Raw genomic sequence first — 24,111 nt, 5'->3', positions numbered from 1 at the left:
AATACCCTTACGGTATGGTGGCCGGGTGGGGAGGCGGGGCGGGAGGTCTGCGTCGCGCGCCAGCGCGACCGCGAATCAAAAAACGTCGGGAGTTTGAAGGCTGACCGCCTCATCCTCTTCCAGCGCAACAAGACCGGTCAGGAACTGGCGCGTCGCCGCGTCCCAGGAAAAGCTCGCGCCATAGGCCGCGCAAGTCCCGCGATCGCAATAGCGCGCGGCATCGATCGCGCGGGTGAGATCGTCGTGCATCGCGCCGACCTCGCTCGTCACGATGTCGAGCGGGCCCGGCACCGGGAAGGCGGCGACCGGCGTGCCGCAGGCGAGCGCCTCGATCATCACGAGGCCGAAGGTGTCGGTGCGGCTCGGGAAGACGAAGACCTGCGCCCCGGCATAGCACCCGGCGAGCTCCACGCCCGTGCGCTTTCCGAGGAACAGCGCGTCCGGAAACTTCGCCGCGAGGCTCGCGCGGGCCGGGCCGTCACCCACCACCACCTTGGAGCCGGGATAGGGGCAGGCGAGGAAGGCCTCGATGTTCTTCTCCACCGCGACGCGTCCGACATAGAGCAGGATCGGGCCCTCGAGGCCGGCATATTCGGGCGGCGGCGGGGCATCGGGGGAGAAGCAGGCGAGGTCCACGCCGCGGCTCCAGTGGGTGAGCTGGGTCAGGCCCTGTTCGCGCAATTGCGCGCGGATCGTCTCGGTCGCGACCATGATCCGCTGCGCCGGGCGGTGGAACCAGCGGATATAGGGCCAGAAGGCGCTCGCCGGCAGGCCGGTGCGGCGCGCGAGGTAATCGGGAAACTGGGTGTGGTAGGCGGTGGTGAAAGGCACCTTGCGGCGGAGGCAATAGCGCCGCGCGGCGAAGCCCAGGGGCCCCTCGGTGGCGATGTGCACTGCCTCGGGCTTGATCTGCGCGAGCCGCCGCCCGACCGCCCCCGGCGCGGTGAGCGCGAGGCGGATCTCGGGATAGGTCGGCGCGGGGATCGAGGGGTAGCCTTCGGGGCTGATCACCGTGACCTCGTGCCCCCAGGCGCGCAGCACCTCGCAGGTGGTCGAGAGCGTGCGGACCACGCCGTTGGTCTGCGGGTGCCAGGCGTCGGTGATGATGGCGATCGACGCAGGGGCGGGCCCCGAGGGAGCGATCGAAGCCGGGGCGGGCGAGGCGCTGTCGGTCGGGATCGTCGTCAGCCGGTTCACGCCGCCTCGCGCGCCGGATCCGATGCGGGCGCCGCAGCGTCGGCCCTTGCAGCCTCGCCCTCGGCACGGCGCTTCATCTCTTCGGGCCAGTGGAGGATTTCCATGCGTCCGTCGTGGTGTTCGACCAGCGCATTGCAGCCTTCGACCCAGTCGCCGTCGTTCCAGTATTCGACCGGCTTGCCGTTGTGCTCGAACATGCGGAATTCGGCGGTGTGGATGTGCCCGCACACCACGCCGTCGACCCCGCGTTCGCCGGCGGCGCGGGCGACGACTTCCTCGTACTTGCCGATGAACTCGACCGCGTTCTTGACCTTGTGCTTGGCCGCCTTGGAGAGCGACCAGTAGGGCTTGCCCATCCAGCGCCGCACGGTGTTCACCGCGACATTGCACTTCATCATGAAGTGGTAGGCATGGTCGCCCACGAAGGCGAGCCAGCGGTGCGAGAGCATCACCGCGTCGAACTCGTCGCCGTGGAGCACCATCAGGCGGCGGCCGTCGGCGGTGTCGTGGAAGGCGGCGCGGCGGATCTCGATCCCGCCGAAGTTTAATCCGGTGAACTGGCGGAACATCTCGTCGTGGTTGCCCGGGATGTAGACCACCCGGGTGCCGCGGCGAGCGCGCTTCATGATGCGCCAGACGATGTCGTTGTGGGCGGAGGGCCAGTAGAACTTCTTCTTCAGGCGCCAACCGTCGATGATGTCGCCGACGAGATACATGGTCTCGCTGTCGACATTGTCGAGGAAGTCGATCAGCAGCTCGGCATTGCAGCCCTTGGTGCCGAGGTGGACGTCGCTGATCCACACGGTCCGGTACGAGCGGCGCGCGTTGCCTTCGGGCTCGGGGATACGGGGCGCAGTGCCCGGGAAGCTGGCAATGTTGTCGCTGATCAGGTCGGAGAGGTCGGCACTGGTCATGAATAACCCTCGAGTGTCATGTCTCGTCCGATCCCCATGACAGCCAATTGTTACAGCCGACTCACAGGCAAATGACGGTTTCGCGTCATTTTCCGAAAGGCGCACGATTCAAACATGACTCTTGCTGGTGTTGTCATGACCAGAATATGACTGTCGCGCGACAAATCAAGCGGGTCATGCAAGCGTCCGTCGATGGCTGCCGCCAGTCGATCGGTCAGTCCATCGGGACGAAACCGGCGAGCCCTTCGATCCGCGCGATCCATGCCTGCACTGCCTTGTAATCGCCAAGGCCGAAGCCGCCCTCTTCGGCGACATGGGTGTAGGCAAACAGCGCGATATCGGCGAGCGTCGGGGCATCGCCGCAGAAGAAGGCGTGACCTTCCAGATGCTTGTCCATCAGCGCAAGCGCCGCGCAGCCCGCCATGCGCTTGGCCATGATCTGCGCGCGCTGCTCGGGCGAAAGGTTCGCCTCGCCCACGAAGCGCAGCCAGAAGCGCAGCGTGGCGACATTGGGTTCGTGGCTGTACTGCTCGAAGAACATCCAGCGCAGGCAATCGGCCTCGCCGAAGCGATCCGTCGGGATCAGCGCCGAACCCTTGGCGAGATACCAGCAGGCAGCATTGCTCTCGGGCAGGAAACGCGCGCCCTCCCCTTCGCCGATCTGGAGCACCGGAATGCGGCCATTGGCGTTGACCGTGCCGAGAAACTCCGGCGTGCGGGTCTCGCCCTTCATGATGTCGTAGCCGCGCACCGACAGTGGCAGGCCGAGCAGCGCGGCGGTCAGGCGGATCTTGTAGCAGTTGCCGCTGCGGGGATCCTCGTGGAGGGTGAGCGCCTCACCCACCGGCCACCTCGAGCACGATCTTGCCGACATGCTCGCCCGCCTCCATCCGCGCATGGGCGGCGGCGGCTTCGGCGAGGGGGAAGCTCATGTCCATCACCGGCGCGATCTCGCCGTCGGCGAACAGCGGCCAGGCGTTCTCGGCGATCTCGTCGGCGAGCGCGGCCTTGAAGCTGTCGGAGCGCGGTCGCAGGGTCGATCCGGTGAGCGTCAGGCGGCGCATCATGATCTGCGCCATGTTCACCTCGGCCCGCGTGCCGCCGAGCACCGCGATGGTCACGTGGCGGCCGTCCTCGGCGAGGCACTTGAGGTTCCGGGCGACATAATCGCCCGAGACCATGTCGAGCACGATGTCGACGCCCTTGCCGCCGGTGTGCGCCAGCACCGCCTCGACGAAATCCTGCTCGCGGTAATTGATCGCGTGGGTAGCGCCGATCCGGCTTGCGGCGGCGCACTTGGCGGCATCGCCGCAGGTCACGATCACCTCCATGTCGAAGGCCTTGGCGAGCAGGATCGCGGTCGTGCCGATGCCGCTCGTCCCGCCGTGGACCAACACGCGCTCGCCATCGCGCGCAAGGCCGCGCTCGAACAGGTTGTGCCACACCGTGAACAGCGTCTCGGGGATCGCCGCGGCCTCGGCGAGGAGCATGCCCGAGGGCACCGGCAGGCAGTGCTGCCAGTGCGCGGCGCAATATTCGGCATAGCCCCCGCCCGGGGTGAGCGCGGCGACGTGCTGTCCGATCATCTCGCGCGGGACTTCGCTGCCCACCATCACGATCTCGCCCGCAACCTCGAGCCCCAGCAGCGGCGAAGCGCCCGGCGGCGGGGGGTAGAGCCCGGCCCGCTGGAGGCAATCGGGGCGGTTGACCCCGGCATAGGCGACGCGGATCAGCACATCGTCGGGGCGCAGGCGCGGCACGGGGCTGGTCTGGAGGCGCAGCACCTCGGGTCCGCCAGGGGCATCGAACCCGATCGATTGCATGGTCTCCGGTACACCCGGACTGCCACTCGCCCCCATTCCCGTCGTCCCCGCAAGCGCAAAATTAACCAAGGTTCGTCCCGCGAATAACCGTCTCGCCGATTGACAGCAAGCCGCTTGGGGCGGATGCTGCGAGGCAATGGAAGAACCCGATCGCCCCCGGCCTGTCGGAGATGCCGCAAGTCGCCTCGCTACCGAGGACCTCGGCCCCTATTCGCAGGCCGAACTCGATGCGCGCATTGCCCTGCTCGAGGCTGAAATCGCCCGCGTTTCCGCCCACCGCGCCAAGGCCGCCGCGCACCGCGCCGCTGCCGACGCGCTGTTCGGGAAGGGCGGGGGATGAACCGCCTAGGTAGTTCTTCCGCGATGCGACCAAGGGATTCGCAATTCCCCGGCGTCCACCCATATTGTCGGAAACAGGCTCTCTCCGCCCCTTCGCCACGGGCATTCACCCGCAGATAGAGGCCCCCCATGCCCAGCTTCGCCCAGAACCTCGAACGCACGCTGCACAACGCGCTCGGCAACGCGTCCGAGCGGCGGCACGAATATGCCACGCTCGAACACCTGCTGCTGGCGCTGATCGACGACGAGGATGCCGCGCAGGTGATGGCCGCCTGCGGGGTCGACCTGGCCGAGCTCGGCGAGGTGGTGAAGCAGTATCTTGATCAGGAATATCAATCACTTAAGACCGAGGACGGGGCCGATCCGCAGCCCACGGCCGGCTTCCAGCGGGTGATCCAGCGCGCGATCCTGCATGTCCAGTCCTCGGGCAAGGACACCGTCACCGGCGCCAACGTGCTGGTCGCGCTGTTCTCGGAGCGTGATTCCTACGCGGTCTATTTCCTCCAGCAGCAGGACATGAGCCGCCTCGACGCGGTGAGCTATATCAGCCACGGCATCGGCAAGGGCGGCCGCCAGATCGAGAGCAAGACCCCGCAGGGCACCGACAAGGCCGAAGAGGCGACGCAGCAGAGCAAGGAGAGCGGCGGCAACAAGAAGGAGACCGCGCTCGACCAGTTCACCGTCAACTTGAACGCCAAGGCCGAGGCCGGCAAGATCGACCCGCTGATCGGCCGCGGGCCCGAGGTCGACCGGACGATCCAGATCCTGTGCCGCCGCTCCAAGAACAACCCGCTCTATGTCGGCGATCCGGGCGTCGGCAAGACCGCGATTGCCGAGGGCCTGGCGCGCAAGATCGTCGAGGGCGATGTGCCCGAGGTGTTGCAGGAAGCGGTGATCTATTCGCTCGACATGGGCGCGCTGCTGGCGGGCACCCGCTATCGCGGCGACTTCGAGGAGCGCCTGAAGCAGGTCGTGACCGAACTCGAAGCCATGCCGCACGCGGTGCTGTTCATCGACGAGATCCACACCGTGATCGGCGCGGGCGCGACCAGCGGGGGGGCGATGGACGCCTCGAACCTGCTGAAGCCGGCCCTGTCGTCGGGCGCGATCCGCTGCATCGGCTCGACCACCTACAAGGAGTTCCGCAACCACTTCGAGAAGGACCGCGCGCTGCTGCGCCGGTTCCAGAAGATCGACGTGAACGAGCCGACCATCGAGGACACGATCAAGATCCTCAAGGGTCTGCGCACCGCCTTCGAGGATCACCACAAGGTCAAGTACACCCCCGATGCGATCAAGACCGCGGTCGAGCTCTCGGCGCGCTACATCAACGACCGCAAGCTGCCCGACAAGGCGATCGACGTGATCGACGAGGTCGGCGCGATGCAGATGCTGGTGCCCCCCAGCCGCCGCAAGAAGACCATCACCGCGCGCGAGATCGAACAGGTGATCGCGACGATGGCGCGCATCCCTCCCAAGTCGGTCAGCAAGGACGACAAGAAGGCGCTCGAGAACCTCGAACGCGATCTGAAGCACGTGGTGTTCGGGCAGGACGATGCGATCGTGCGCCTTGCCACCGCCATGAAGCTCAGCCGTGCGGGCCTGCGCGATCCGGACAAGCCAATCGGGAGCTTCCTGTTCTCCGGCCCCACCGGCGTCGGCAAGACCGAGGTCGCCCGCCAGCTCGCCACCATCATGGGGATCGAACTGAAGCGCTTCGACATGTCCGAATACATGGAGCGCCACTCGGTCAGCCGCCTGATCGGCGCGCCTCCGGGCTATGTCGGCTATGATCAGGGCGGGTTGCTCACCGATGCGGTCGACCAGAACCCGCATTGCGTGCTGCTGCTCGACGAGATCGAGAAGGCGCACCCGGACCTGTTCAACATCCTGTTGCAGGTGATGGACAACGGGCGGCTCACCGATCACCACGGCAAGACGGTCGATTTCCGCAACGTGGTGCTCATCATGACCACCAATGCGGGCGCTGCCGACATGGCGCGGCAGGGCATCGGTTTCGGCGACGTGTCGAAGGAAGACGCGGGCGACGAGGCGGTGAAGAAGATGTTCACCCCCGAATTCCGCAACCGTCTCGACGCGATCGTGCCCTTCGCCTATCTCGGCAAGAGCACCGTGGCGCGGGTGGTCGACAAGTTCATCCTCCAGCTCGAACTGCAGCTGGCCGAACAGAACGTCCACATCCAGTTCGACAGCGATGCGCGCGGCTGGCTCGCCGACAAGGGCTACGACAAGCTCTACGGCGCCCGCCCCATGGCCCGCCTGATCCAGGAAAAGATCAAGCAGCCGCTCGCCGAGGAACTGCTGTTCGGCAAGCTGGCCGATGGCGGCGAGGTCCATGTCAGCATCAAGGACGGCAAGCCCGCCTTCGAGATGACCCCGGCCCCGCCCAAGGTGAAGCCGGCGAAGAAGGTCTCGATGAAGAAGAAGGGCGCTGCTGCGAAGAAGCCCGAGACCGAAACCGACGAGGGCTGATGCGCTTCGGATTGACGACATTTGTGGCGGCGGGGGTGCTGATGGGCACCTCCGCCGCTGCCGCGCAGGAAGACAAGGACTTGGCCGCCGAGTCAGCCGAGCGGCTGGTCAAATCCGGCAGCTGGCGCATGAGCGCCACCAAGAGGGGCCCGGACGGCAAGCCCGAATGCACCGAAATCTGGCACTTCAAAGCCGACGGCACGGGCAAGGTCGAGAGCGGCGAGGAGCGGATCGAGGAAACCTGGCGCACCGAGCACAAGGAAGGCGACACCTGGCTCTACACCCGCTCGATGGCGTCCAATGGCGCGCCCGACTGCCTCGGCAAGACCCGCGACCCGGCGAGCTTTCCGCGTCGGGACCAAGGGGTGCTGCTCATCTTCTTCAACAATGGCGACGCGATCCTGTGCCAGCCGACCTATTCCAGGAACCCCGACGGCACCCTCACCCCCACGCATATCTTCAGCGAAGACAACTGCTGGGGTCGGCTCGCACCCTTGTCAGGCAATTGATCGCCGGAACACCGTCACCTGTTCGGGGGTTCATGCAAGCATGACCGGCCCCCCCTTCTCCTGGATCCGGCCCGAGCCGTGGGGTATCCACATCCTTCCCGCCGACGCCTGGGTCGATCCCTCGCGCGCCGTGCCGCGCGCGCTGGTCACCCATGGCCATGCCGATCACGCCCGCGGCGGGCACGGCACCACCCTCGCCACCCCTGCCACGCTGGCGATCATGGAGCTGCGCTACCAGACGCGAGAGGGCGCCTCGCCGGTGGACTATGGCGAAACCGTCAGCATCGGCGGGGGCGTGACGGCGACCTTTCTCCCCGCCGGGCATGTGCTGGGGAGCGCGCAAATCCTGCTCGAACACGCGGGCGAGCGGGTGATCATCACCGGCGATTACAAGCGCGCGCCCGATCCGACCTGCGCGCCTTTCACCGTCACCCCTTGCGACATCTTCATCACCGAGGCGACCTTCGGCCTGCCCGTATTCACCCATCCCCCAATCTGCGAGGAAATCGGCAAGCTGCTCGAGGCGCGCGCCGACAGCCCCGATGGCTGCATCCTCGTCGGCGCCTATGCGCTCGGCAAGGCGCAGCGGGTGATCGCGGAGCTGCGGGCGGCGGGTCACATGGAGACGATCTGGCTCCACGGCGCGATGGAGGCGATGTGCCGGCTCTATGAAGAACACGGCGTCGCGCTGGGCGACCTCCGGCTGGTGAGCGACGCGCCCTCGAAGGACGCGATGCGCGGGTCGATCATCCTCGCCCCGCCCTCGGCCTTGAACGACCGCTGGAGCCGCCGCCTGCCCGACCCCGTCACCGCGATGGCATCAGGCTGGATGCGCGTCCGCCAGCGCGCCCGCCAACGCGGGGTCGAGCTGCCGCTGGTGATCTCGGACCATGCCGACTGGAACGAACTCACGCGCACCATCGCGCAGGTGAACCCGCAGGAGACCTGGATCACCCACGGCCGCGAGGAAGCGCTGCTGCGCTGGTGCGAGCTGAACCAGCGCCGCGCCCGCGCGCTGGCGCTGGTGGGTTACGAGGACGAGGATGACTAGCACCCCCGCCCCCGGATCGGTCTTACTTGATCTCCGCCAGCTCGGCGGCGATCTTCGCCAGCATTTCGTCGGTGATCAGCCCCTGCGAGAAGGGGGCGACCGCCTTGAGGCTGAGCGACTTGAACTGCTCGTAGGCGGGGTGCTGGGTCAGATCCTGACCGTTGAAGTGCTTGGCGACCACCGCCTTGGCGCGCTCGTCGGCCATCAGGGTCTCAATCGGGGTGTCGATCGTGAACATCGCGGCGGTGGTGGCGGTGGTTGCCATCTCGTCGGCAACAGCGGGGGTGGCAATGGCGGTCACGGCAATGCCAATGGCGGCGAGAGGCGCAAACTTCATGGAGCGGATTCCTTGTGGCTATTCAGGCTGACACGGATGTCAACACCGCGCTCTAGCGCATCCATGTGGCTGCGCAATGAATGTGTGGGGCCTCGAGGGGGCCGCGGCTGATGGAGGAATTCGCCGCCCTGCTCGATGCGCTGGTCTATACCACCAGCCGCAACCGCAAGCTCGCGCTGATCGCCGCCTATCTGCGCGCCGCCCCCGATCCCGACCGTGGCTGGGCGCTCGCCGCGCTGACCGACGGGCTCGATTTTCCGGCGGTGAAATCCTCGACCATCCGCAACCTGATGATGGAGCGGATCGATCCGGTGCTGTGGGCGCTCAGCCGCGATTTCGTCGGCGACACGGCCGAGACGGCGAGCCTGCTGTGGCCCGAAGCGGAGGACAGCACACCGCACCCCGACCTCTCGTTGGCCGAAGTGGTCGAGCGTCTCTCGGCCCTCACCCGCGCGACTGCTCCCAGGGAGCTCCCCGGCCTGTTCGACCGGCTCGATGCCAAGGGCCGCTATGCGCTGATCAAGCTGGCGACCGGGGGGATGCGCGTGGGCGTGTCGGCGCGGCTCGCCAAGACCGCCTTCGCCCTCGCCTTCGAGGTCGCGGTCGAGGAGGTCGAGGAGTATTGGCACGCCCTCTCGCCCCCCTATGCCGAGCTGTTCGCCTGGGCCACGGGCGCCGCCCCTGCGCCCGACCTCGCCCAGACCCCGCGCTTCCGCCCCTTCATGCTCGCCCACCCGCTCGAGGACGGCGAGGTCGACCTCAAGGATTACGCTGCCGAGTGGAAATGGGACGGTATCCGGGTGCAGCTGGTGCGCGCCGGGGGTGAGACGCGGGTCTATTCGCGCTCGGGCGACGATATCAGCGCGACCTTCCCCGAATTGCTCGACGTGCTGCCGATCGACGCCGTCCTTGATGGCGAATTGCTGGTGCGCGGCTCGGCGCAGGGCGGCGAGGCCGGGGGCGCGGCCAGCTTCAACGCGCTCCAGCAGCGGCTCGGGCGCAAGACCGTGTCCAAGGCGATGCTGCGCGATTACCCTGCTTTCGTGCGGCTCTACGATGTGCTGCTGCTCGAAGGGCGCGACTGGCGCGAGGCCCCGTGGAAGTCGCGCCGCGCAACTCTCGAAGCGCTGATGCCGCGCCTTCCCGCCAGCCATTTCGACCTCTCCCAGCTGGTCGAGGCCGAGGATTTCGAAGCCCTCGCCCGCATCCGCGACACCGCGCGCGACGAGGCGATCGAGGGCCTGATGCTCAAGCACCGCGAGAGCCCCTATGTGGCGGGCCGCAAGGTCGCCCTGTGGTACAAGTGGAAGCGCGATCCGCTGCTCATCGATTGCGTGGTGATGTATGCCCAGCGCGGCTCGGGGAAGCGATCGAGTTTCTACAGCGATTACACCTTCGGCTGCTGGGACGGCGACCCGGATGCCGGCGCGGAGCTGCTCCCGGTCGGCAAGGCCTATTCGGGCTTCACCGACGAGGAATTGAAGAAGCTCGACCGCTTCGTGCGCCAGAACACGCTGAACAAGTTCGGCCCCGTGCGCGAGGTTGCGCGGAGCCTCGTGTTCGAGGTGGCGTTCGATTCGGTCCACGCCAGCAAGCGCCACAAGAGTGGCCTCGCGATGCGCTTCCCCCGCATCCACCGCATTCGCTGGGACAAGCCCGCGCACGAGGCGGATCGGATCGCAACGCTTCGGGGGCTGATCAAGGATTAGCCCTCCCCTTAGTCACTGCGAGCCGCAGGCGAAGCAATCCATGGGCCGCCCTCGCACTTGGCGGAACGGTCCGGCCATGGGTTGCTTCGTCGCCTGCGGCTCCTCGCAATGACGAGGTGCGAGGCGTGAGGGATTGACGCAAGGCCGCGCGCATCGCTATTCAGTTGCAAATCGCAACCGGAGAGAGATGCCATGTCCTACGCCACCGCCGCGCTCGCCACCTACGCCAACATGCTCGGCACGCTCGATCACATCGTCACCAAGGCGGAAGCCCACGAGAAGGGCGAGGCGCTGCTTCAGGCGCGGCTGGCCGAGGACATGTTCCCGCTCTCCACCCAGATCCGCTTCATCTGCAACATGCCGGGCGAGGCGCTGGCGCGGCTGACGGGGCTGGACTTCACCTCGAGCGATAACGACCCCGCCAGCTTCGCCGAAGCCCGCGAGCGGATCGCCGCCACCAAGGCGCTGGTCGCGGCAAGCGATCCTGCCACCTGGCCCGCGGCGGGCGACCCTGTCGAATTCACCCTCCCCAACGGCATGGCCTTCGCCATGCAGGCGCACGAATATTGCCGCGACTGGGCCATGCCGCAGTTCTATTTTCACATGACCACCGCCTATGCGATCCTGCGCGCCGAGGGGCTTCCGCTCGGCAAGGCGGATTTTGTCGGCTACATGTTCAGATACATGAAGCAGCCGAACCCCGCCTGAGATGAACCGCTACGACCCCGCGCGCCACGGCCTCGCCCTCGGGCTGGCTGCGCTCTCGGGGTTCGTGGACGCGACCGGGCGCGCGCTGGTCGGCTGGCGCTGTGCTGGGCGGCACAAGCGGGTGCCGGCCGAGCGCTAGAGTTCGACCTGAAGCATTTTCTCTCGCGAAGTTGCGCCGCGCAACAACCGCACCCGCGAGGGCGCCAGCCCGAGCGCCCGCGCCACCACTGCAAGCACCGCTTCGTTCGCCGCGCCCTTGTCGGCCGGAGCGCGCACCTTCACCAGCACCGCCGTATCAGTGAGCGTCACGCTCTCCTCGCGTGCGCCGGGCGTGACCCTGACGGCGAGCCGACCGTCCGCGGCGACCCGCGCGCGCAACGCCCCCGCATCCGGCAGCAACGCCGGAGGCCGCGCCATCAGTCCTCGCCGAGCGCCGCCGCCACCGCCGCGGCGTGGGCGATTGCGTTCTCGGCATAATGCGCTGTCCCGATCCGCATGCCCATGATCGCGGGCTCCTCGAGGTCGCGCATCTTGCGCGCCGGGCGGCCGCCCCACAGCTCGCGCGGCTCGATCACCTTGCCCTCGGTCAGCATCGCGCCCGCCGCGAGCATCGCGTCGCTCCCGATCACCGCCTTGTTCATCACGATCGCGCCCAGCCCGACGAAGCCGCGGTCGTGGATGGTGCAGCCATGCACCATCGCCATGTGGCCGATCAGCACATCATCGCCGATGATAAGCGGCGAGCCCTCGGGATCGCCCGGGCGCGGCGGGTCGCAGTGGAGGACGGAGCCGTCCTGCACATTGCTGCGCTTGCCGATAACGATGCGCGACACGTCCGCCCGCAGCACGCAATTGTACCAGATCGAGCTGCCCTCGCCGATTGCGACATCGCCGATGATCGTCGAGCCCGGGGCGATGAAGGCGCTCTCGTGGATACGCGGCGTCTTGCCGTGGATCGGGATGATGTTGACGCCCGGACGATGCATAGCGGTTCCCTTCAGGAGAAATTCTTCCAGATCAGATGCGGCAGGATCGAGGCATAGTCGTCGCGCCACACCTCGGCCGCGGGCGGGGCGAGCGGGCGCCACTTGCCGTCCGCCGTCAGCGCCTTCATCTGCGCCGGATCGCGCGACATCGCCACCCAGATCGAGGTGGTCTGGCCCTGCCCCTTCGGGCTGTCGATCCGCACCGCCGAGGCGAGCTTGCCCTCCTTCGCCAGCGCCGCCAGCACCGGCTCCAATCGGATGAAGCGGTTGGAGATGTGCATCAGCAGCAGGCCACCCGGCGCAAGCGTGCGGAAATAGCCCTCCTGCGCCTCGCGGGTCATCAGGTGGAGCGGGATCGCGTCCGAGGAGAAGGCGTCGACCACCAGAATGTCGAAGCTCGCCGCGGGGAGCTTTTCCAGCTGCAACCGCGCGTCACCGATGATCGTGGGGGCTTGCGGCGCACAGGACTGCATGAAGGTGAACTGCCCGCGGGTCGAATAGTCGAGTACGGCCGGGTCGATCTCGAAGAAGGTCCAGCGCTGCCCCGGCTTCCTGTAGCAGGCGAGCGTCCCCACCCCGAGCCCGACCACGCCGATCCGCGCCTTGTCGCCGAACATTGCGGGAGCCTTGGCAAGTGCCAGCCCCACCCCGGCTTCGCGGCCGTAATAGGTGGTCGGCTCGAGCATGCCCTCGTCAAGCCGCTGCACCCCGTGGAGCGTGGTGCCGTGGATCAGCTGCCTGAGGCCATCGGTCCCGTCACGCACGGTGTAGATCCCGAAATAGCTCCGGCTGCGCAGGCCCGCAAAGCTGGTTTGCGCCTGCACCATCGCGCCCAAGGCCGCGATCAGCGCGGCGCAGGCGGCGACGAAGGCCCAGCGGCGGGCGGCGAGCAGCACCGCGGCAAGGATCAGCGCGGCGAAGATCGCCACGTCGATGAAGCCCCACGCGTCATTCAGCATCGACCGGTCGAACAGCCGCATCGCGCCGATGAACAGCGCGAAGAGCAGCGCGATGATGCCGAGCCGCGCGCCCTGCTCGCTCGGGAACAGCTTGGCGAGGAGCCCCTGCCAGCGGCCCAGCGGCAGTAGCGCGGCTGCGGCGAGGATCAGCAGCGGGTGCTCCCACGTCCAGTCGAACACCAGCGGCGCGATCAGCGCGGTGAACAGCCCGCCGAGCACGCCGCCCGCTGACATCACGAGGTAGAACTGGGTGAGACGCGCAGGCTCGGGCCGGTCCTCGTAGAGCCGCGCGTGGAGCGCCACCGCGACCACGAACAGCAGCATCAGGCTCGCCGCGACCGCGAGCATGCTCGGGCGCGAGGAACCGAGCATCGCGAGCGCGCCGGCAGCGGCGATCACCACCGGGGCGATCACGGTCATCACCCGGGCAAGCCCGCGTTTCTCGGCGAAGGCGAGGCTGAAGGACAGGAGGTAGAGCCCGAGCGGGATCACCCACAGCAGCGGCATCGCGAAGATGTCGGTGGTGAGGTGGGTGGTGGTCGAGAGCATCAGCCCCGAAGGCACCGCCGACAACGCCAGCCACAGCGCGATCCGCTTGGCATCGGGGGCGGGGCCGGCCTCGGTCGTCGAGGCGGCGGCGATCACCGCCGGAGCAGGCGCGGTGCGGCGCGCGAGGCCGACCAGCGCCACCAGCACCACCAGCGCGCCATAGCCCGCCGCCCAGTAACGGCTCTGCTCGCCCAGCGGCAGCAGCGGTTCGACCAGCAGCGGATAGGCCAGCAGCCCGGCAAAGCTCCCGAGGTTGGACGCGGCATAGAGCGGATAGGGGTCGCCCGCCTTCGGGTGCGCGGCGAACCATTGCTGCATCAGCGGGGCCTGCGCCGAGACGACGAAGAACACCGGGCCGATGGTGAGCAGGAACAGCCAGGGCACCCACAAGGCCTCCTGCCCCGCCTCTGCCGGCGCGATTGCGGGGAGCGCGATCGGCAGGGTGAAGGCCGCCGCGACCAGCAGCGCGAGGTGGATCAGCGCCTGCCGCCCGACCGCGAGGCGCGACAGGGCATGGGCATAGGCATAGCCCCCCAGCAGCAGCGCCTGATAGACCAGCATCGCGCTGTTCCAGACGTTCGGCGCCCCGCCGAGGCGCGGCAGCGCAAGCCGCGCGACCAGCGGCTGGACGAGGAACAAGAGGAAGCTCCCCGTCAGGATCGTCAGCGCGAACAGCCAGCGGCGCGGGCCCGGGCCGGGCGCGGCAGAAATGTCGTCAGTCAAGGCTTCGATCCCCATGGCCCCCACGTGCCCATTGCCCGCGCGTGATCCGGTACTGGATCGCCGGGTTATACGCGGGTGGCATTGCCGGATCGTTGAAATCAAGCTCGCTCGCGCGGATCATGCCCAGTTTCTCCATCAGCCGCCAGCTGCCGGTGTTGCTTTGGGTGGTGATGGCGACGATCCGGGGCGCCGCGTGGGAGGAGAAGCCCCAGTCGATCACCGCACGCATCGCCTCGTGGGCATAACCCCGCCGCCAGCGATCCTCGCGCACCAGCCAGCCGATCTCGTGGTCCTCCGGGTTGGGCGCGAGCGGGTGGCCGACATGGCGCAGGCCGCAATGGCCCACCATCGCTCCGGTCGCGCGCTCCTCCATGATCATGAAGCCGAAGCCGTGCGCGGCGAAGCTGGCGCGCGAGGCTTCGTGCTTGGCGGCGATGACTTCGCGCGGCTGCACTCCGCCGAGGTATTGCATCACCGCAGGCGTGTTGAGGAGCGCCATGTGCGGATCGAGGTCGCCCTCGCCAATCTGGCGCAGCACCAGCCGCTCGGTCGTGAGCACGGGTGCCGTCATGTCGCCTTCTCGGGGCCAGCCCATGCGTTCCGCGCGATAGAATAGGCGATGATGCGCGGGTTCTCGGGATCGAAATCGGGGCTGTCGAAGTCGAGGTCTTCGCGTCGCTGCATGCCGAGGCGCTCCATCAGCCCCCAGCTTGCGGTGTTGCACGCGACCGTCAGCGCGATCACCTCCTCCGCCCCAAAGCGATCGAAGGCGAGCGCCAGCGAGGCGGCAGCCGCCTCTCTGGCATAGCCCTGCCCCCAGGCATCCTCGCGCAGCCGCCAGCCGACCTCCATCATCCCCTGCGGGCCGCCCGGCTGGTTCGAGCGTTTCAGTCCGCAAAAGCCGAGCAGCGCGCCGTCCTCGCGGCGTTCGACCACCCAGAAGGTGTGGCCGTGGTCGGCCTGATATTGTTCGACGCGGGCGCGGGCTGCCGCGCGTCCGGCCTCGTCCAGCACCCCGCCGAGCCAGCGCATCACCGCGGGCGTGTTGGTGACGCGCCAGAACGCGGGCCAGTCCGCCTCACGCCAGTCGCGCAGCGTCAGGCGGGTGGTGTCGTGGCGGAACTCAGGCATGCGGGGCGTCCAGCGACCATACGGTGGTGGGGTTGTCTTGCGGAGGATAGTCGGGATCGTCGTAGCCGAGCTCGGGCCGGAAGGTGAAGCCGAGGCGCTGCATCATCCGGGTCGAGGCCACATTGGATTCGCTCGTCTGCGAGTAGAGCACCGGCAGAGCGAGCACATCGAAGGCATGGGCGATCGCTGCCCGCGCCGCCTCGGTCGCATAGCCCTTGCCCCAATGGGCCTCGGCGAAAGTCCAGCCGATCTCGCGCTGGCCTTGCAGGGCGGGCGGGGCGGCGGGGGAGCGGACGTGGAACAGGCCGACCCGGCCCACCCTCTCCCCGACACCCCCGGTGCCGTCACGCAGCCATACCGTCCAGCGCCTGTGCCCGTCCGGCGCGGCGAAGGCGGCGATGTCGGCGGCAAGGCCCTCCTCCACCTCTGCCGCCGTGCGCACCCCGGCGAGGTGACGCATCACCGCAAGGGTGTTCATGGTGGCGAGCAGCCACGGCAGATCCTCCGCCACCGGAGGACGCAGGATCAGGCGCTCGGTTGCGAGATCCCCCTCACCCATTCAGCAGGCGGGCGGCGTGGGCGGCGTGGTAGGTGAGGACACCGCTGCACCCGGCGCGCTTGAACGCCAGCAGCGTCTCGAGCACCAGCGCGTCGCGGTCCCCCGCGCCCGCCGCCGCCGCGGCCTCGATCATCGCGTATTCGCCGCTCACCTGATAGGCGAAGACCGGCACGCAGAATTCATCCTTCACCCGCCGGGCGATGTCGAGATAGGCGAGCCCCGGCTTGACCATCACGGAGTCCGCGCCCTCGGCGATGTCCATCGCCACTTCGCGCAGGGCCTCCTCGGTGTTGGCGGGGTCCATCTGGTAGGTCTTCTTGTCGCCCTTGAGCAGGCCGCCGCTGCCCACCGCATCGCGGAACGGGCCGTAGAAGGCGCTCGCATATTTGGCGGCGTAGCTCATGATCTGGACATTGACGTGGCCGTTCATCTCGAGCGCGCGGCGGATCGCGCCGATGCGGCCGTCCATCATGTCCGAAGGCGCGATGATGTCCGCACCCGCGTTCGCCTGGTTGACCGCCTGATCGACCAGCGACGCCACGGTGTCATCATTGACGACATAGCCTGCATCGTCGACCAGCCCGTCCTGCCCGTGCGAGGTATAGGGGTCGAGCGCGACGTCAGTCAGCACGCCGATCGAGTCTCCGCAGGCGTCCTTGATCGCGCGGATCGCGCGGCACATCAGGTTGTCGGGGTTGTGCGCCTCGCCCCCGTCGTCGCTGCGCAGCTCGCGCGGGGTGTTGGGGAAAAGCGCGACCACCGGGATGCCAAGCGCCACCGCCTCCTTCGCCCGCGCCACGATCCCGTCGACCGACCAGCGCGAGACGCCCGGGAGCGTCGCGATCGGCTCCTCGACGCCCTCTCCGGCGGTGACGAACAGCGGCCAGATCAGATCCGCGGGGGTGAGCAGGGTCTCGCGGTGCAACGCGCGGCTCCAGCCAGTGGCGCGGGTGCGGCGCAGGCGGGTGTTGGGGTAATGTCCGGTCATGCTTGCGAGACTTACGCCCAATCCGCGCTGGACGACAAGCGTTCCCTACGGCTTCTTGGGCGCAGGGGTGGGCCCGGCGACCTTCTCGATCTCGCGCACCGGGGCCTTCACTTCGGACGGATCGGGCGCGAGATCCTTGAGCGCGGCGCCGACTTCGATCTCCTTGAGCTTGATCAGCTGGCGGCGGAAATCGATCAGCTCGGTGCCCGAAAGCAGCGCGCGGCTGACGAACTGGACGCTCGCCGGATTGATCACCCGCCCGCCGCGATACATCTCGTAGTGGAGGTGCGCACCGGTCGACAGGCCGGTCGAGCCGACATAGCCGATCACCTGCCCGCGCCGCACCGACATGCCCGGCGCGACCGCCATCCGGCTCATGTGGCAGTAGCGGGTCGAGAGCCCGCCCCCGTGTTCGAGCCGCACCTGGATCCCGCAGCCGCCGGCGCGGCCCGCGCTCGTGACCTTGCCGTCGCTCACCGCGACGATCGGCGTGCCATACGACGCCTTGAAGTCGATCCCGGCGTGCATCCGGGTGTAGCCGAGGATCGGGTGGCGGCGCATCCCGAAGTTGGAGGTGACTGCCCCCGGCACCGGCGCCAGCAGCCCGCGGCGCTGCTCGCCCACGCCCGAGGCCTCGTAGAAGCGCCCCTCGCTCCCCCATCGCATCAGCTGGGTGCGCGGCACCCCGCTGCGATCGATCCCGGCATAGAGCAATTGCCCCGCCATGCGCTCGCCGGTCGCGGCGCGGCGATAGGCGAGGATGATGTCGAACTCGTCGGTCGAGCGGACCTCGCGGTCCATGTCGATTTGCGCGTCGAGGGCTTTCAGGTATTCCTGCACCGCGCTCGCGGGGACACCGGCGGCGCGCATCGAGCGGTAGAGGCTCGAGCCCACCTGCCCACGCACCCTGAGCGGGGTCTCGTCGACGCGGATCACGTTGCGCTGGAGCGCGAGCGGGCCGGCGGGGATCACCGGGGTGCCATCGGGATTGACCTCGCCCACGCCCGGGCGGGTCAGCGCCAGCTCGAGATCGAAGCGCGCGCGGAACGAGAGGCTGTCGAGCGGGCGCGGCTGGCCCGGCGCGGTGCGGCGGCCGAGGATCAGGTCCATCTGGGTGCCCGGCTGGATGTCGCCCACTGCCACGGCCTGCCCGACCAGCGCGGCGGCGCGGTCGATATCCTCGGCCGCCACGCCCGCGCGGCGCAGCATCGAGGCGAAGCTGTCACCGGGCGCGAGGGTGACGACCATCTGGATCTGCGGCCGCTCGGGCGCGCTCTTGAGCGGGATCACCGCCTGGGTCGGCCCCATCCGGCGGCCGGAGTCGGCCCCCAGCGCGAGCGGCAGGATCATCTGGCTGCGCATCTCGGCATCGACCGCCGCGCCGCGCGGCATGGCGGGGCGGGCTTCCAGGGGCGTGAGATCGGGCCAGCAGGCGAGCGCCACCACGCCCAACCCCACCATCGTCCCCAGCCCGCGCAACCAGCGGCGGCTGCCGATATCCTCGGCAAGGTCGGGGGCGAGATCAAGCCGGTCGAACCACCGCGAGGCGTCAAGCCGCCACGCCTCGTAGGCCTGAACCCGGGAGGCGAGGCGCTGCCTCAGCCGCCGCCGCAGGCGCTGCGTGAAGGTCGGCGGGGCGAGCTTTCCGGCGTTGCGCAGATAGGGGATGAGCTCGCGCGCCTCGGACGGGTCGATCGGCTGCGGGATGATCGCCAGCGCGCGGGCAGCGCCCTCGTCCGGGGCGTGCCCGGCGTCCTCCGGGGCTTCTTCCAGATCGGTCAGTTTGCGCGCGTGATCCAACATCATGCCCCGAACGGTGCCCTTGGCCGGGCGAGCCTTGCGCCACCCTCCGGCGGAGCCTTGTCCGATTTTTCTGCCACAACATAGTAAAGTCGCGCTTAACCAGCGACCAGTCGGTGCCTCGGTGCGATAAGGTGTTGTGCCTATTGCCGTGCGAGGCTGACCCATGGCCTTGCCCGCCTGCGGCAAGCCTGCGATGACCGCAAGGCTGTGACCCTTCCCCCCCTTTCCAGACCCGGCGACGACAGCCGCGTGCGCGCCGTGCTCGGGCCGACCAACACCGGCAAGACGCATCTCGCGATCGAGCGGATGTGCGGCCATTCCAGCGGCATGATGGGCTTCCCGCTGCGCCTGCTGGCGCGCGAGGTCTATGACCGGGTGCGCGCGATCAAGGGCGACAAGCAGGTGGCGCTGATCACCGGCGAGGAGCGGATCGAGCCGCCCGACGCCCGCTATTTCCTCTGCACCGCCGAGGCCATGCCGCGCACCGCCGGGCAGCACGCCTTCGTCGCGCTCGACGAGGCGCAATTGGGCGCGGACCCGGAACGCGGGCACATCTTCACCGATCGCCTCATGCACATGCGCGGGCGCGAGGAGACGATGATCCTCGGTAGCGCCACCTTGGAACCGATGGTCAAGGCGCTGATCCCCGGGGCCGAGATCACCAGCCGCCCGCGCTTTTCGACCCTCTCCCATGCCGGCGTGTGCAAGCTCTCGCGCCTGCCCAAGCGCTCCGCCGTGGTCGCCTTCAGCGTCGAACAGGTCTACGCCATGGCCGAGGCTTTACGGCGGTTCAGAGGCGGGGCCGCTGTTGTCATGGGCGCGCTCTCGCCCGAGACCCGCAACAAGCAGGTCGCGATGTTCCAGGCGGGCGAGGTCGACTACATCGTCGCCACCGACGCGATCGGGATGGGATTGAACCTCGATCTCGACCATGTCGCCTTCGCTGCGCTGTCGAAATATGACGGGAGGCGGAAGCGCCGCCTCACGCCGAGCGAAATGGCGCAGATCGCGGGGAGAGCCGGGCGGCACCAGCGCGACGGCAGCTTCGGCACCCTGTCGGGGACGGGCAAGGGCGACGGCGAGCCGCTCCAGTTCACCGACGAGGAAGTCTACGCGATCGAGGAGCACCGGTTCGCGCCCCTCACCCACCTGTTCTGGCGCGAGGCCGATCCGCGCTGCGATTCGCTCGCGAGCCTGATCGCCGAGCTCGAGGCGAGGCCCGACAATCCGGTGCTAAGGCCCGCACCCGAGGCGATCGACCTCGCCGTGCTCAAACGCCTCGCCGCAGACCCCATCGCCGATACGGTGCGCGGGGCGGGGAGCGTGCGGCGCTTCTGGGAGGCCTGCTCGCTCCCCGATTTCCGCAATCTCGGGGTCGAACAGCACGCACGCTTCGTCGCCCGACTGTGGGACGACTTGCAGGGCGGTTACATCGGCGCGGATTTCGTCGCCGCGCGCATCGCCGAGCTTGACCGGATGCAGGGCGACATCGACACGCTGCAGGGGCGAATCGCCGCGATTCGCAGCTGGGCCTATATCTGCCAGCGCCCGGACTGGGTGCTGGCGCGCGACGAAATGGCCGCGCGTGCGCGCGCGGTCGAGGCGAAGCTCTCGGATGCGCTGCATGCGCGGCTGACCGAGCGTTTCGTGAACCGAAGGACGACGCTCTTGATGAAATCGCTGGGGCAGGATGCGAGTGCGCTGCCCGTCACCCTCGAACCCGACGGGCACCTCACCGTGGAGGGCGAGAGCATCGGCCGGCTCGAGGGCTTTCGCTTCCATGTCGATCCCGCGGCGGGGGTAGCCGACCGCCGGATGCTGCTCGCGGCGGGCGAGAAGGCGCTGCCGGCGCTGCTCGCGGGCCGCGCCGAGTGGCTGCTGTCGCAGGGCATCGCCGAGCTGGAGATCAGCGGCGGCGCGATCCGGTGGCAGGGCCGCGCGCTCGCCGAGATCGCCTTCCCCGGCCATCCGGGCTCGGGCAATTTCGGCACCCCTCGCCTCGCCCTCACCCGCGACGCGGCGCTGCTGCCCGATGCCGCCAAGGCGAAGCTGGAAGCTGGCCTTGCCGCATGGCTCGAAGCGCAGCTCGAACCGCTCGCCCCCTTGCGCAGGCTCGCCGAGGCCGCGCGCGATCCCGCCGCCGGCTCGCAGGCGCGCGCGCTCGTCATCACCCTGATCGAGGCGCGCGGCGTCATCAGCCGCGAGGAGGCGGGGCTCGAGAACCTGCCCAAGGAGATGCGCCCCTATCTCAGGAAGCTCGGCATCACCTTCGGCGCGCTCGACATCTTCGATGCGCCGCTGCTGAAGCCCGCCCCCCGGCGATTGCTGCACGCCCTCGGGCTCGACACCCGCGCCGTGCAGGAGGCGATGCTCCCCGTGCTCGCCGAGGGCAGCTGGGCCAGGGGGCGACTGCCTGCGGGCTATCGCTATGCCGGCAGCCAGGCGATCCGGGTCGATCTCGCCGAGAAGATTTTTCGCGCGGCCTTCGATGCGCGCGCCAAGGTGGTCGCGGCGCACCCTAAGGAGCGCAACCGGCCGTTCCGGCTCGATCTGGCGCTCGCGGTCTCGGTCGGGCTCGAGGCCGAGAACGCCCGTCGGTTGCTCGGCAGCGCGGGCTTCCGCTGCGAACGCGCGCGCGCCCTGCCCGAGGGCGCTCACGGTGCCCCCGCCCCCGACCGCTGGTACTGGCGCCCGCGCCGCCCGGAGGAGCGCGAGGCCAGAGGAGCCGCGCGCCGCTCCGACCGCAAGCCGGAACGCAAGGACACGCACCACGAGGGCAAGGCACGCGGCGAGAAGCGCGACGATCGGCCCAGGGGCGAGCGGCGTGACAGGCCCGGCGGGGGCAGGCCCGCGGGTAAGCCGCGCGGCAAGCCGCGCGAACGTTCAGGGGGCGACAACCGCCCGCCCCTCCCCAAGCCCGATACCGGCCCCGCGCGCGCCGGGGGCGCCTTCGACAAGCTGGCGGACCTGCTCAAGGGATGAGCGCAGCAGGTGGTGGCAGCGCAGGCTCGATCCGCATCGACCGCCTGCTCGTCTACCTGCGCTTCGCCCGCACCCGCTCCGCTGCGCTGGCGCTGATCGATACCCATGCTTTGCGCCGCAACAGAAAGCATGTGCTGCGGGCTTCCGAACAGGTGCGTATCGGGGATGTGCTGACGATCGCGCTGGGCAGCGGCGTGCGGGTGGTCGAGCTCCTCGCCCTGCCCCCACGGCGCGGCTCGCCTGCCGAGGCCGCATCGCATTATCGTGAGGTTGATTCCGATGGACTTGACCGTAAGGGGCAAATGACCATAGGCGCGTCGTCGCCTGCGCCGGGCATCCTGTCCGGCGATCCCGAAGATTTCTCGTGAAAGAGCCGCAATGACTTACGTCGTCACCGAAGACTGCATCAAGTGCAAGTACACCGATTGCGTGGAAGTGTGCCCGGTCGACTGTTTCTACGAGGGCGAGAACATGCTGGTGATCAACCCCAGCGAATGCATCGATTGCGGCGTGTGCGAGCCCGAATGCCCGGCCGAGGCGATTCTCCCGGATACCGAGGACGGGCTCGAGAAGTGGCTGGAACTTAACACCCAGTTCTCGGCGGTGTGGCCCAACATCACCAGCCAGAAGGCCCCGCCCGAGGATGCCGACGCGCACAAGGGCGAAAAGGGCAAGTTCGAGAAGTACTTCAGCGACGCGCCGGGCGAAGGCGACTGATTTCGGCGCGCTTTTGCGCTATCTGCAAAGCTTCGCAGGTCCGCGCAAACGCCGACTCGCAATTTTGTTGCAGGCGTGCTATATGATGTGCCGACCGCGCCGGGCCATGGGCCCGCGCAGGCGTCCAGAAACCAGGAAGGCCCGACACCAGCAACCCCCAACCGGACGTTTCGCACCCGGCGCTCGCCCTGTGAGGGGTAGGGTCGCGCCGCCGGGCCGTTTCGTTCCCTCCCCTCCCGTTGCAAGGTCGGCCGATTGAAAGGAACGTGCATGGCGAGCACCGCGAACGCATTCACCGTCGGCGATTATGTTGTCTACCCCAAGCACGGCGTGGGCCGGGTGGTCGAGCTCCAGCGCGAGGAAATCGCGGGGATGCAGCTCGAACTCTACGTGCTGCGCTTCGAGAAAGAGCGCATGACCCTGCGCGTGCCGGTCAACAAGGTCGAAGCCATCGGGATGCGCAAGCTTTCGTCGGACAAGACCCTCAAGCAGGCGATGGAAACCCTCAAGGGCAAGCCCAAGGTCAAGCGCACCATGTGGTCGCGTCGCGCGCAGCAATATGAAGCCAAGATCAACTCGGGCGACCTCGTCTCGATCGCCGAAGTGACCCGCGACCTGTTCCGCCCCGAAGACCAGCCCGAGCAGTCCTATTCGGAACGCCAGATCTTCGAAGCGGCCTCGAGCCGCCTCGCCCGCGAGTTGGCGGCGATGGAAGAGACCGACGAGCCGACCGCGCTCGGCAAGATCCTCGACGTGCTGCGCGAGCACGTGCCGCAATATTACGACACCGCCGAGGAAGCGTAAGCTTCGCGGCGCGCTGGCGCGAACATGAAAGGGCCGTCCTTCGGGGCGGCCCTTTTCGTTTGGGCGTCGTGTCGGCTCTCCCCCTTGCACCAGGCCCCATGGTGTATTACATCAGCAATACGCCAACGGGAGAGACACGCATGATCCACACACGCCTCGCGCTGCTGCTTGCCGGCACCGCAGCCCTCGCCGGCTGCGAAGGCGCCGATGTCGAGATCAACGGCCAGAAGGGCGTGCCGCTCTCCGAGCTCGAAATCGCGGGCGCGGCGCCCCCCAAGGTGTTCCTCGCCTCGGGCGACAACGTGATCGTCACCGAGGGCAACACCTTCGCGATCAAGGTCGAAGGGAGCGACACCGATTCCTTGCGCTTCGTGCGCGACGAGGAGGTGATCGGCATCACCCGCGTCGAGGGCTGGAACGGCAACTCCACCGCCACCATCCGCATCACCATGCCCGCCCCCAGGGAGATCATCATCGGCGGCGCGGGCACGGTCAAGGCGCAGGGCCTCGCCAGCGAGGCCGCGATCAATATCGGCGGCAGCGGCACGGTGGAGTTCGAGAAGTTCGCCGGCCAGACGCTCGGCATCAACATCGGCGGCAGCGGCACGGTGCGCGGTAGCGGCACGGCGAAGGAGCTCAAGGTGCTGATCGGCGGCGCGGGCGAGGTCGAGATGCCCGCACTGAAGGCCGATCAAGCCGAAGTCACCATCGGTGGCACCGGCGATGTCGCCTTCGCCTCGGACGGGACGGTCGAGGCGACCATCGGCGGCGCGGGCGACATCAAGGTGACCGGTACCGCCAAGTGCACCGTCAACGCCTTCGGCTCGGGC

The 24,111-nt window shown here is 68.4% G+C and carries 25 protein-coding genes; 12 read left to right on the top strand and 13 right to left on the bottom strand.

Translation table 11 applies throughout. The annotated features are described in order from the left end of the window. Positions 1-75 precede the first annotated feature (75 nt). The 4 genes from AX692_RS15405 to AX692_RS15390 all read right to left on the bottom strand — a co-directional run bounded on the left by AX692_RS15405 (position 76) and on the right by AX692_RS15390 (position 3,934). The gene (locus AX692_RS15405) at positions 76-1,143 is read right to left on the bottom strand and encodes a glycosyltransferase family 4 protein (protein WP_081095382.1); all 1,068 of its coding nucleotides are present in this window, start codon (positions 1,141-1,143) and stop codon (positions 76-78) included. A 50-nt stretch (positions 1,144-1,193) separates the two neighbouring features. Continuing rightward, positions 1,194-2,111 (bottom strand): UDP-2,3-diacylglucosamine diphosphatase, encoded by a 918-nt coding sequence (locus AX692_RS15400; protein ID WP_073973765.1) that lies wholly within the window; start codon positions 2,109-2,111, stop codon positions 1,194-1,196. Between the two features lie 214 nt (positions 2,112-2,325). Next, a complete protein-coding gene (locus AX692_RS15395; protein ID WP_081095380.1) occupies positions 2,326-2,955 on the bottom strand; it encodes a glutathione S-transferase family protein in 630 nt (209 codons plus the stop codon). Beyond that, positions 2,948-3,934, bottom strand: coding sequence for an NAD(P)H-quinone oxidoreductase (locus tag AX692_RS15390; RefSeq protein WP_073973763.1), 987 nt, complete (start codon positions 3,932-3,934; stop codon positions 2,948-2,950). Before AX692_RS15390 ends, AX692_RS15395 begins: the two co-directional genes overlap by 8 nt. Before the next feature lie 136 nt (positions 3,935-4,070). Between AX692_RS15390 and AX692_RS15385 the strand changes: the two genes are divergently transcribed. The 4 genes from AX692_RS15385 to AX692_RS15370 all read left to right on the top strand — a co-directional run bounded on the left by AX692_RS15385 (position 4,071) and on the right by AX692_RS15370 (position 8,326). Then, positions 4,071-4,274, top strand: a complete 204-nt coding sequence (locus AX692_RS15385; RefSeq protein WP_073973762.1) for a DUF1192 family protein — start codon at positions 4,071-4,073, stop codon at positions 4,272-4,274. A 128-nt stretch (positions 4,275-4,402) separates the two neighbouring features. Continuing rightward, entirely contained in the window at positions 4,403-6,766 is a 2,364-nt protein-coding gene (gene clpA / locus AX692_RS15380) for an ATP-dependent Clp protease ATP-binding subunit ClpA (RefSeq protein WP_073973761.1), read from the top strand. Beyond that, positions 6,766-7,275: a hypothetical protein gene (locus tag AX692_RS15375; RefSeq protein ID WP_073981390.1), complete on the top strand. Its 510-nt coding sequence runs from the start codon at positions 6,766-6,768 to the stop codon at positions 7,273-7,275. Before clpA ends, AX692_RS15375 begins: the two co-directional genes overlap by 1 nt. Positions 7,276-7,315: 40 nt before the next feature. Next, entirely contained in the window at positions 7,316-8,326 is a 1,011-nt protein-coding gene (locus AX692_RS15370; RefSeq protein WP_073976123.1) for a ligase-associated DNA damage response exonuclease, read from the top strand. A 22-nt stretch (positions 8,327-8,348) separates the two neighbouring features. Here AX692_RS15370 and AX692_RS15365 read toward each other — a convergent pair whose 3' ends face one another. Further along, complete coding sequence (locus AX692_RS15365; RefSeq protein ID WP_073976124.1) at positions 8,349-8,663, bottom strand: hypothetical protein; 315 nt, start codon at positions 8,661-8,663, stop codon at positions 8,349-8,351. Positions 8,664-8,773: 110 nt separating this feature from the next. Here AX692_RS15365 and AX692_RS15360 point away from each other — a divergent pair, with 110 nt between their 5' ends. The 3 genes from AX692_RS15360 to AX692_RS19805 all read left to right on the top strand — a co-directional run bounded on the left by AX692_RS15360 (position 8,774) and on the right by AX692_RS19805 (position 11,219). Next, positions 8,774-10,372: a cisplatin damage response ATP-dependent DNA ligase gene (locus tag AX692_RS15360; protein WP_073976125.1), complete on the top strand. Its 1,599-nt coding sequence runs from the start codon at positions 8,774-8,776 to the stop codon at positions 10,370-10,372. Positions 10,373-10,564: 192 nt separating this feature from the next. Next, positions 10,565-11,080: a DUF1993 domain-containing protein gene (locus tag AX692_RS15355; RefSeq protein WP_081095379.1), complete on the top strand. Its 516-nt coding sequence runs from the start codon at positions 10,565-10,567 to the stop codon at positions 11,078-11,080. Position 11,081: 1 nt separating this feature from the next. After that, positions 11,082-11,219, top strand: a complete 138-nt coding sequence (locus AX692_RS19805) for a hypothetical protein (protein ID WP_155644997.1) — start codon at positions 11,082-11,084, stop codon at positions 11,217-11,219. On the opposite strand, the gene AX692_RS15350 is transcribed toward AX692_RS19805, so the two are convergent. The 8 genes from AX692_RS15350 to AX692_RS15315 are packed head-to-tail and all read right to left on the bottom strand — an operon-like array spanning position 11,216 to position 18,781. Beyond that, complete coding sequence (locus AX692_RS15350) at positions 11,216-11,497, bottom strand: DUF167 domain-containing protein (RefSeq protein WP_073976126.1); 282 nt, start codon at positions 11,495-11,497, stop codon at positions 11,216-11,218. The genes AX692_RS19805 and AX692_RS15350 overlap by 4 nt on opposite strands. Beyond that, positions 11,497-12,066, bottom strand: coding sequence for a gamma carbonic anhydrase family protein (locus tag AX692_RS15345; protein ID WP_073976127.1), 570 nt, complete (start codon positions 12,064-12,066; stop codon positions 11,497-11,499). The genes AX692_RS15350 and AX692_RS15345 overlap by 1 nt, the downstream gene beginning before the upstream one ends. An 11-nt stretch (positions 12,067-12,077) precedes the next feature. Then, the gene (locus AX692_RS15340; protein WP_073976128.1) at positions 12,078-14,312 is read right to left on the bottom strand and encodes a spermidine synthase; all 2,235 of its coding nucleotides are present in this window, start codon (positions 14,310-14,312) and stop codon (positions 12,078-12,080) included. Beyond that, positions 14,290-14,868 (bottom strand): GNAT family N-acetyltransferase, encoded by a 579-nt coding sequence (locus AX692_RS15335; RefSeq protein WP_073976129.1) that lies wholly within the window; start codon positions 14,866-14,868, stop codon positions 14,290-14,292. Before AX692_RS15335 ends, AX692_RS15340 begins: the two co-directional genes overlap by 23 nt. Next, positions 14,865-15,428, bottom strand: coding sequence for a GNAT family N-acetyltransferase (locus AX692_RS15330; RefSeq protein WP_073976130.1), 564 nt, complete (start codon positions 15,426-15,428; stop codon positions 14,865-14,867). The genes AX692_RS15335 and AX692_RS15330 overlap by 4 nt, the downstream gene beginning before the upstream one ends. After that, positions 15,421-15,987, bottom strand: a complete 567-nt coding sequence (locus tag AX692_RS15325) for a GNAT family N-acetyltransferase (RefSeq protein WP_073977358.1) — start codon at positions 15,985-15,987, stop codon at positions 15,421-15,423. The genes AX692_RS15330 and AX692_RS15325 overlap by 8 nt, the downstream gene beginning before the upstream one ends. Beyond that, positions 15,980-16,975, bottom strand: a complete 996-nt coding sequence (gene hemB, locus AX692_RS15320) for a porphobilinogen synthase (protein ID WP_073976153.1) — start codon at positions 16,973-16,975, stop codon at positions 15,980-15,982. The genes AX692_RS15325 and hemB overlap by 8 nt, the downstream gene beginning before the upstream one ends. Positions 16,976-17,020: 45 nt before the next feature. Continuing rightward, positions 17,021-18,781, bottom strand: coding sequence for a peptidoglycan DD-metalloendopeptidase family protein (locus AX692_RS15315; RefSeq protein ID WP_330997337.1), 1,761 nt, complete (start codon positions 18,779-18,781; stop codon positions 17,021-17,023). Positions 18,782-18,985: 204 nt separating this feature from the next. Here AX692_RS15315 and AX692_RS15310 point away from each other — a divergent pair, with 204 nt between their 5' ends. The 5 genes from AX692_RS15310 to AX692_RS15290 form a co-directional block, all read left to right on the top strand. Continuing rightward, positions 18,986-21,760 carry a helicase-related protein gene (locus AX692_RS15310; protein ID WP_081095378.1) on the top strand — a complete coding sequence of 925 codons (2,775 nt, stop codon included), beginning with the start codon at positions 18,986-18,988 and terminating at the stop codon, positions 21,758-21,760. Further along, entirely contained in the window at positions 21,757-22,128 is a 372-nt protein-coding gene (locus AX692_RS15305; protein ID WP_196490023.1) for a S4 domain-containing protein, read from the top strand. Before AX692_RS15310 ends, AX692_RS15305 begins: the two co-directional genes overlap by 4 nt. Before the next feature lie 10 nt (positions 22,129-22,138). Then, positions 22,139-22,477: a ferredoxin FdxA gene (fdxA, locus tag AX692_RS15300; protein ID WP_073973331.1), complete on the top strand. Its 339-nt coding sequence runs from the start codon at positions 22,139-22,141 to the stop codon at positions 22,475-22,477. 270 nt (positions 22,478-22,747) lie between these two features. Beyond that, positions 22,748-23,281 carry a CarD family transcriptional regulator gene (locus AX692_RS15295; protein WP_073973330.1) on the top strand — a complete coding sequence of 178 codons (534 nt, stop codon included), beginning with the start codon at positions 22,748-22,750 and terminating at the stop codon, positions 23,279-23,281. A 140-nt stretch (positions 23,282-23,421) separates the two neighbouring features. Next, positions 23,422-24,111, top strand: a 690-nt coding sequence (locus tag AX692_RS15290; protein WP_073977767.1) for a GIN domain-containing protein, incomplete at its 3' end; no start/stop codon positions are given.

Source organism: Erythrobacter donghaensis (assembly GCF_001557325.1).
Classification (GTDB): Bacteria; Pseudomonadota; Alphaproteobacteria; order Sphingomonadales; family Sphingomonadaceae; genus Erythrobacter; species Erythrobacter donghaensis_B.
The sequence above is the reverse complement of the archived record's forward strand: the minus strand, read 5'-3'. Positions and strand labels throughout refer to the sequence as shown.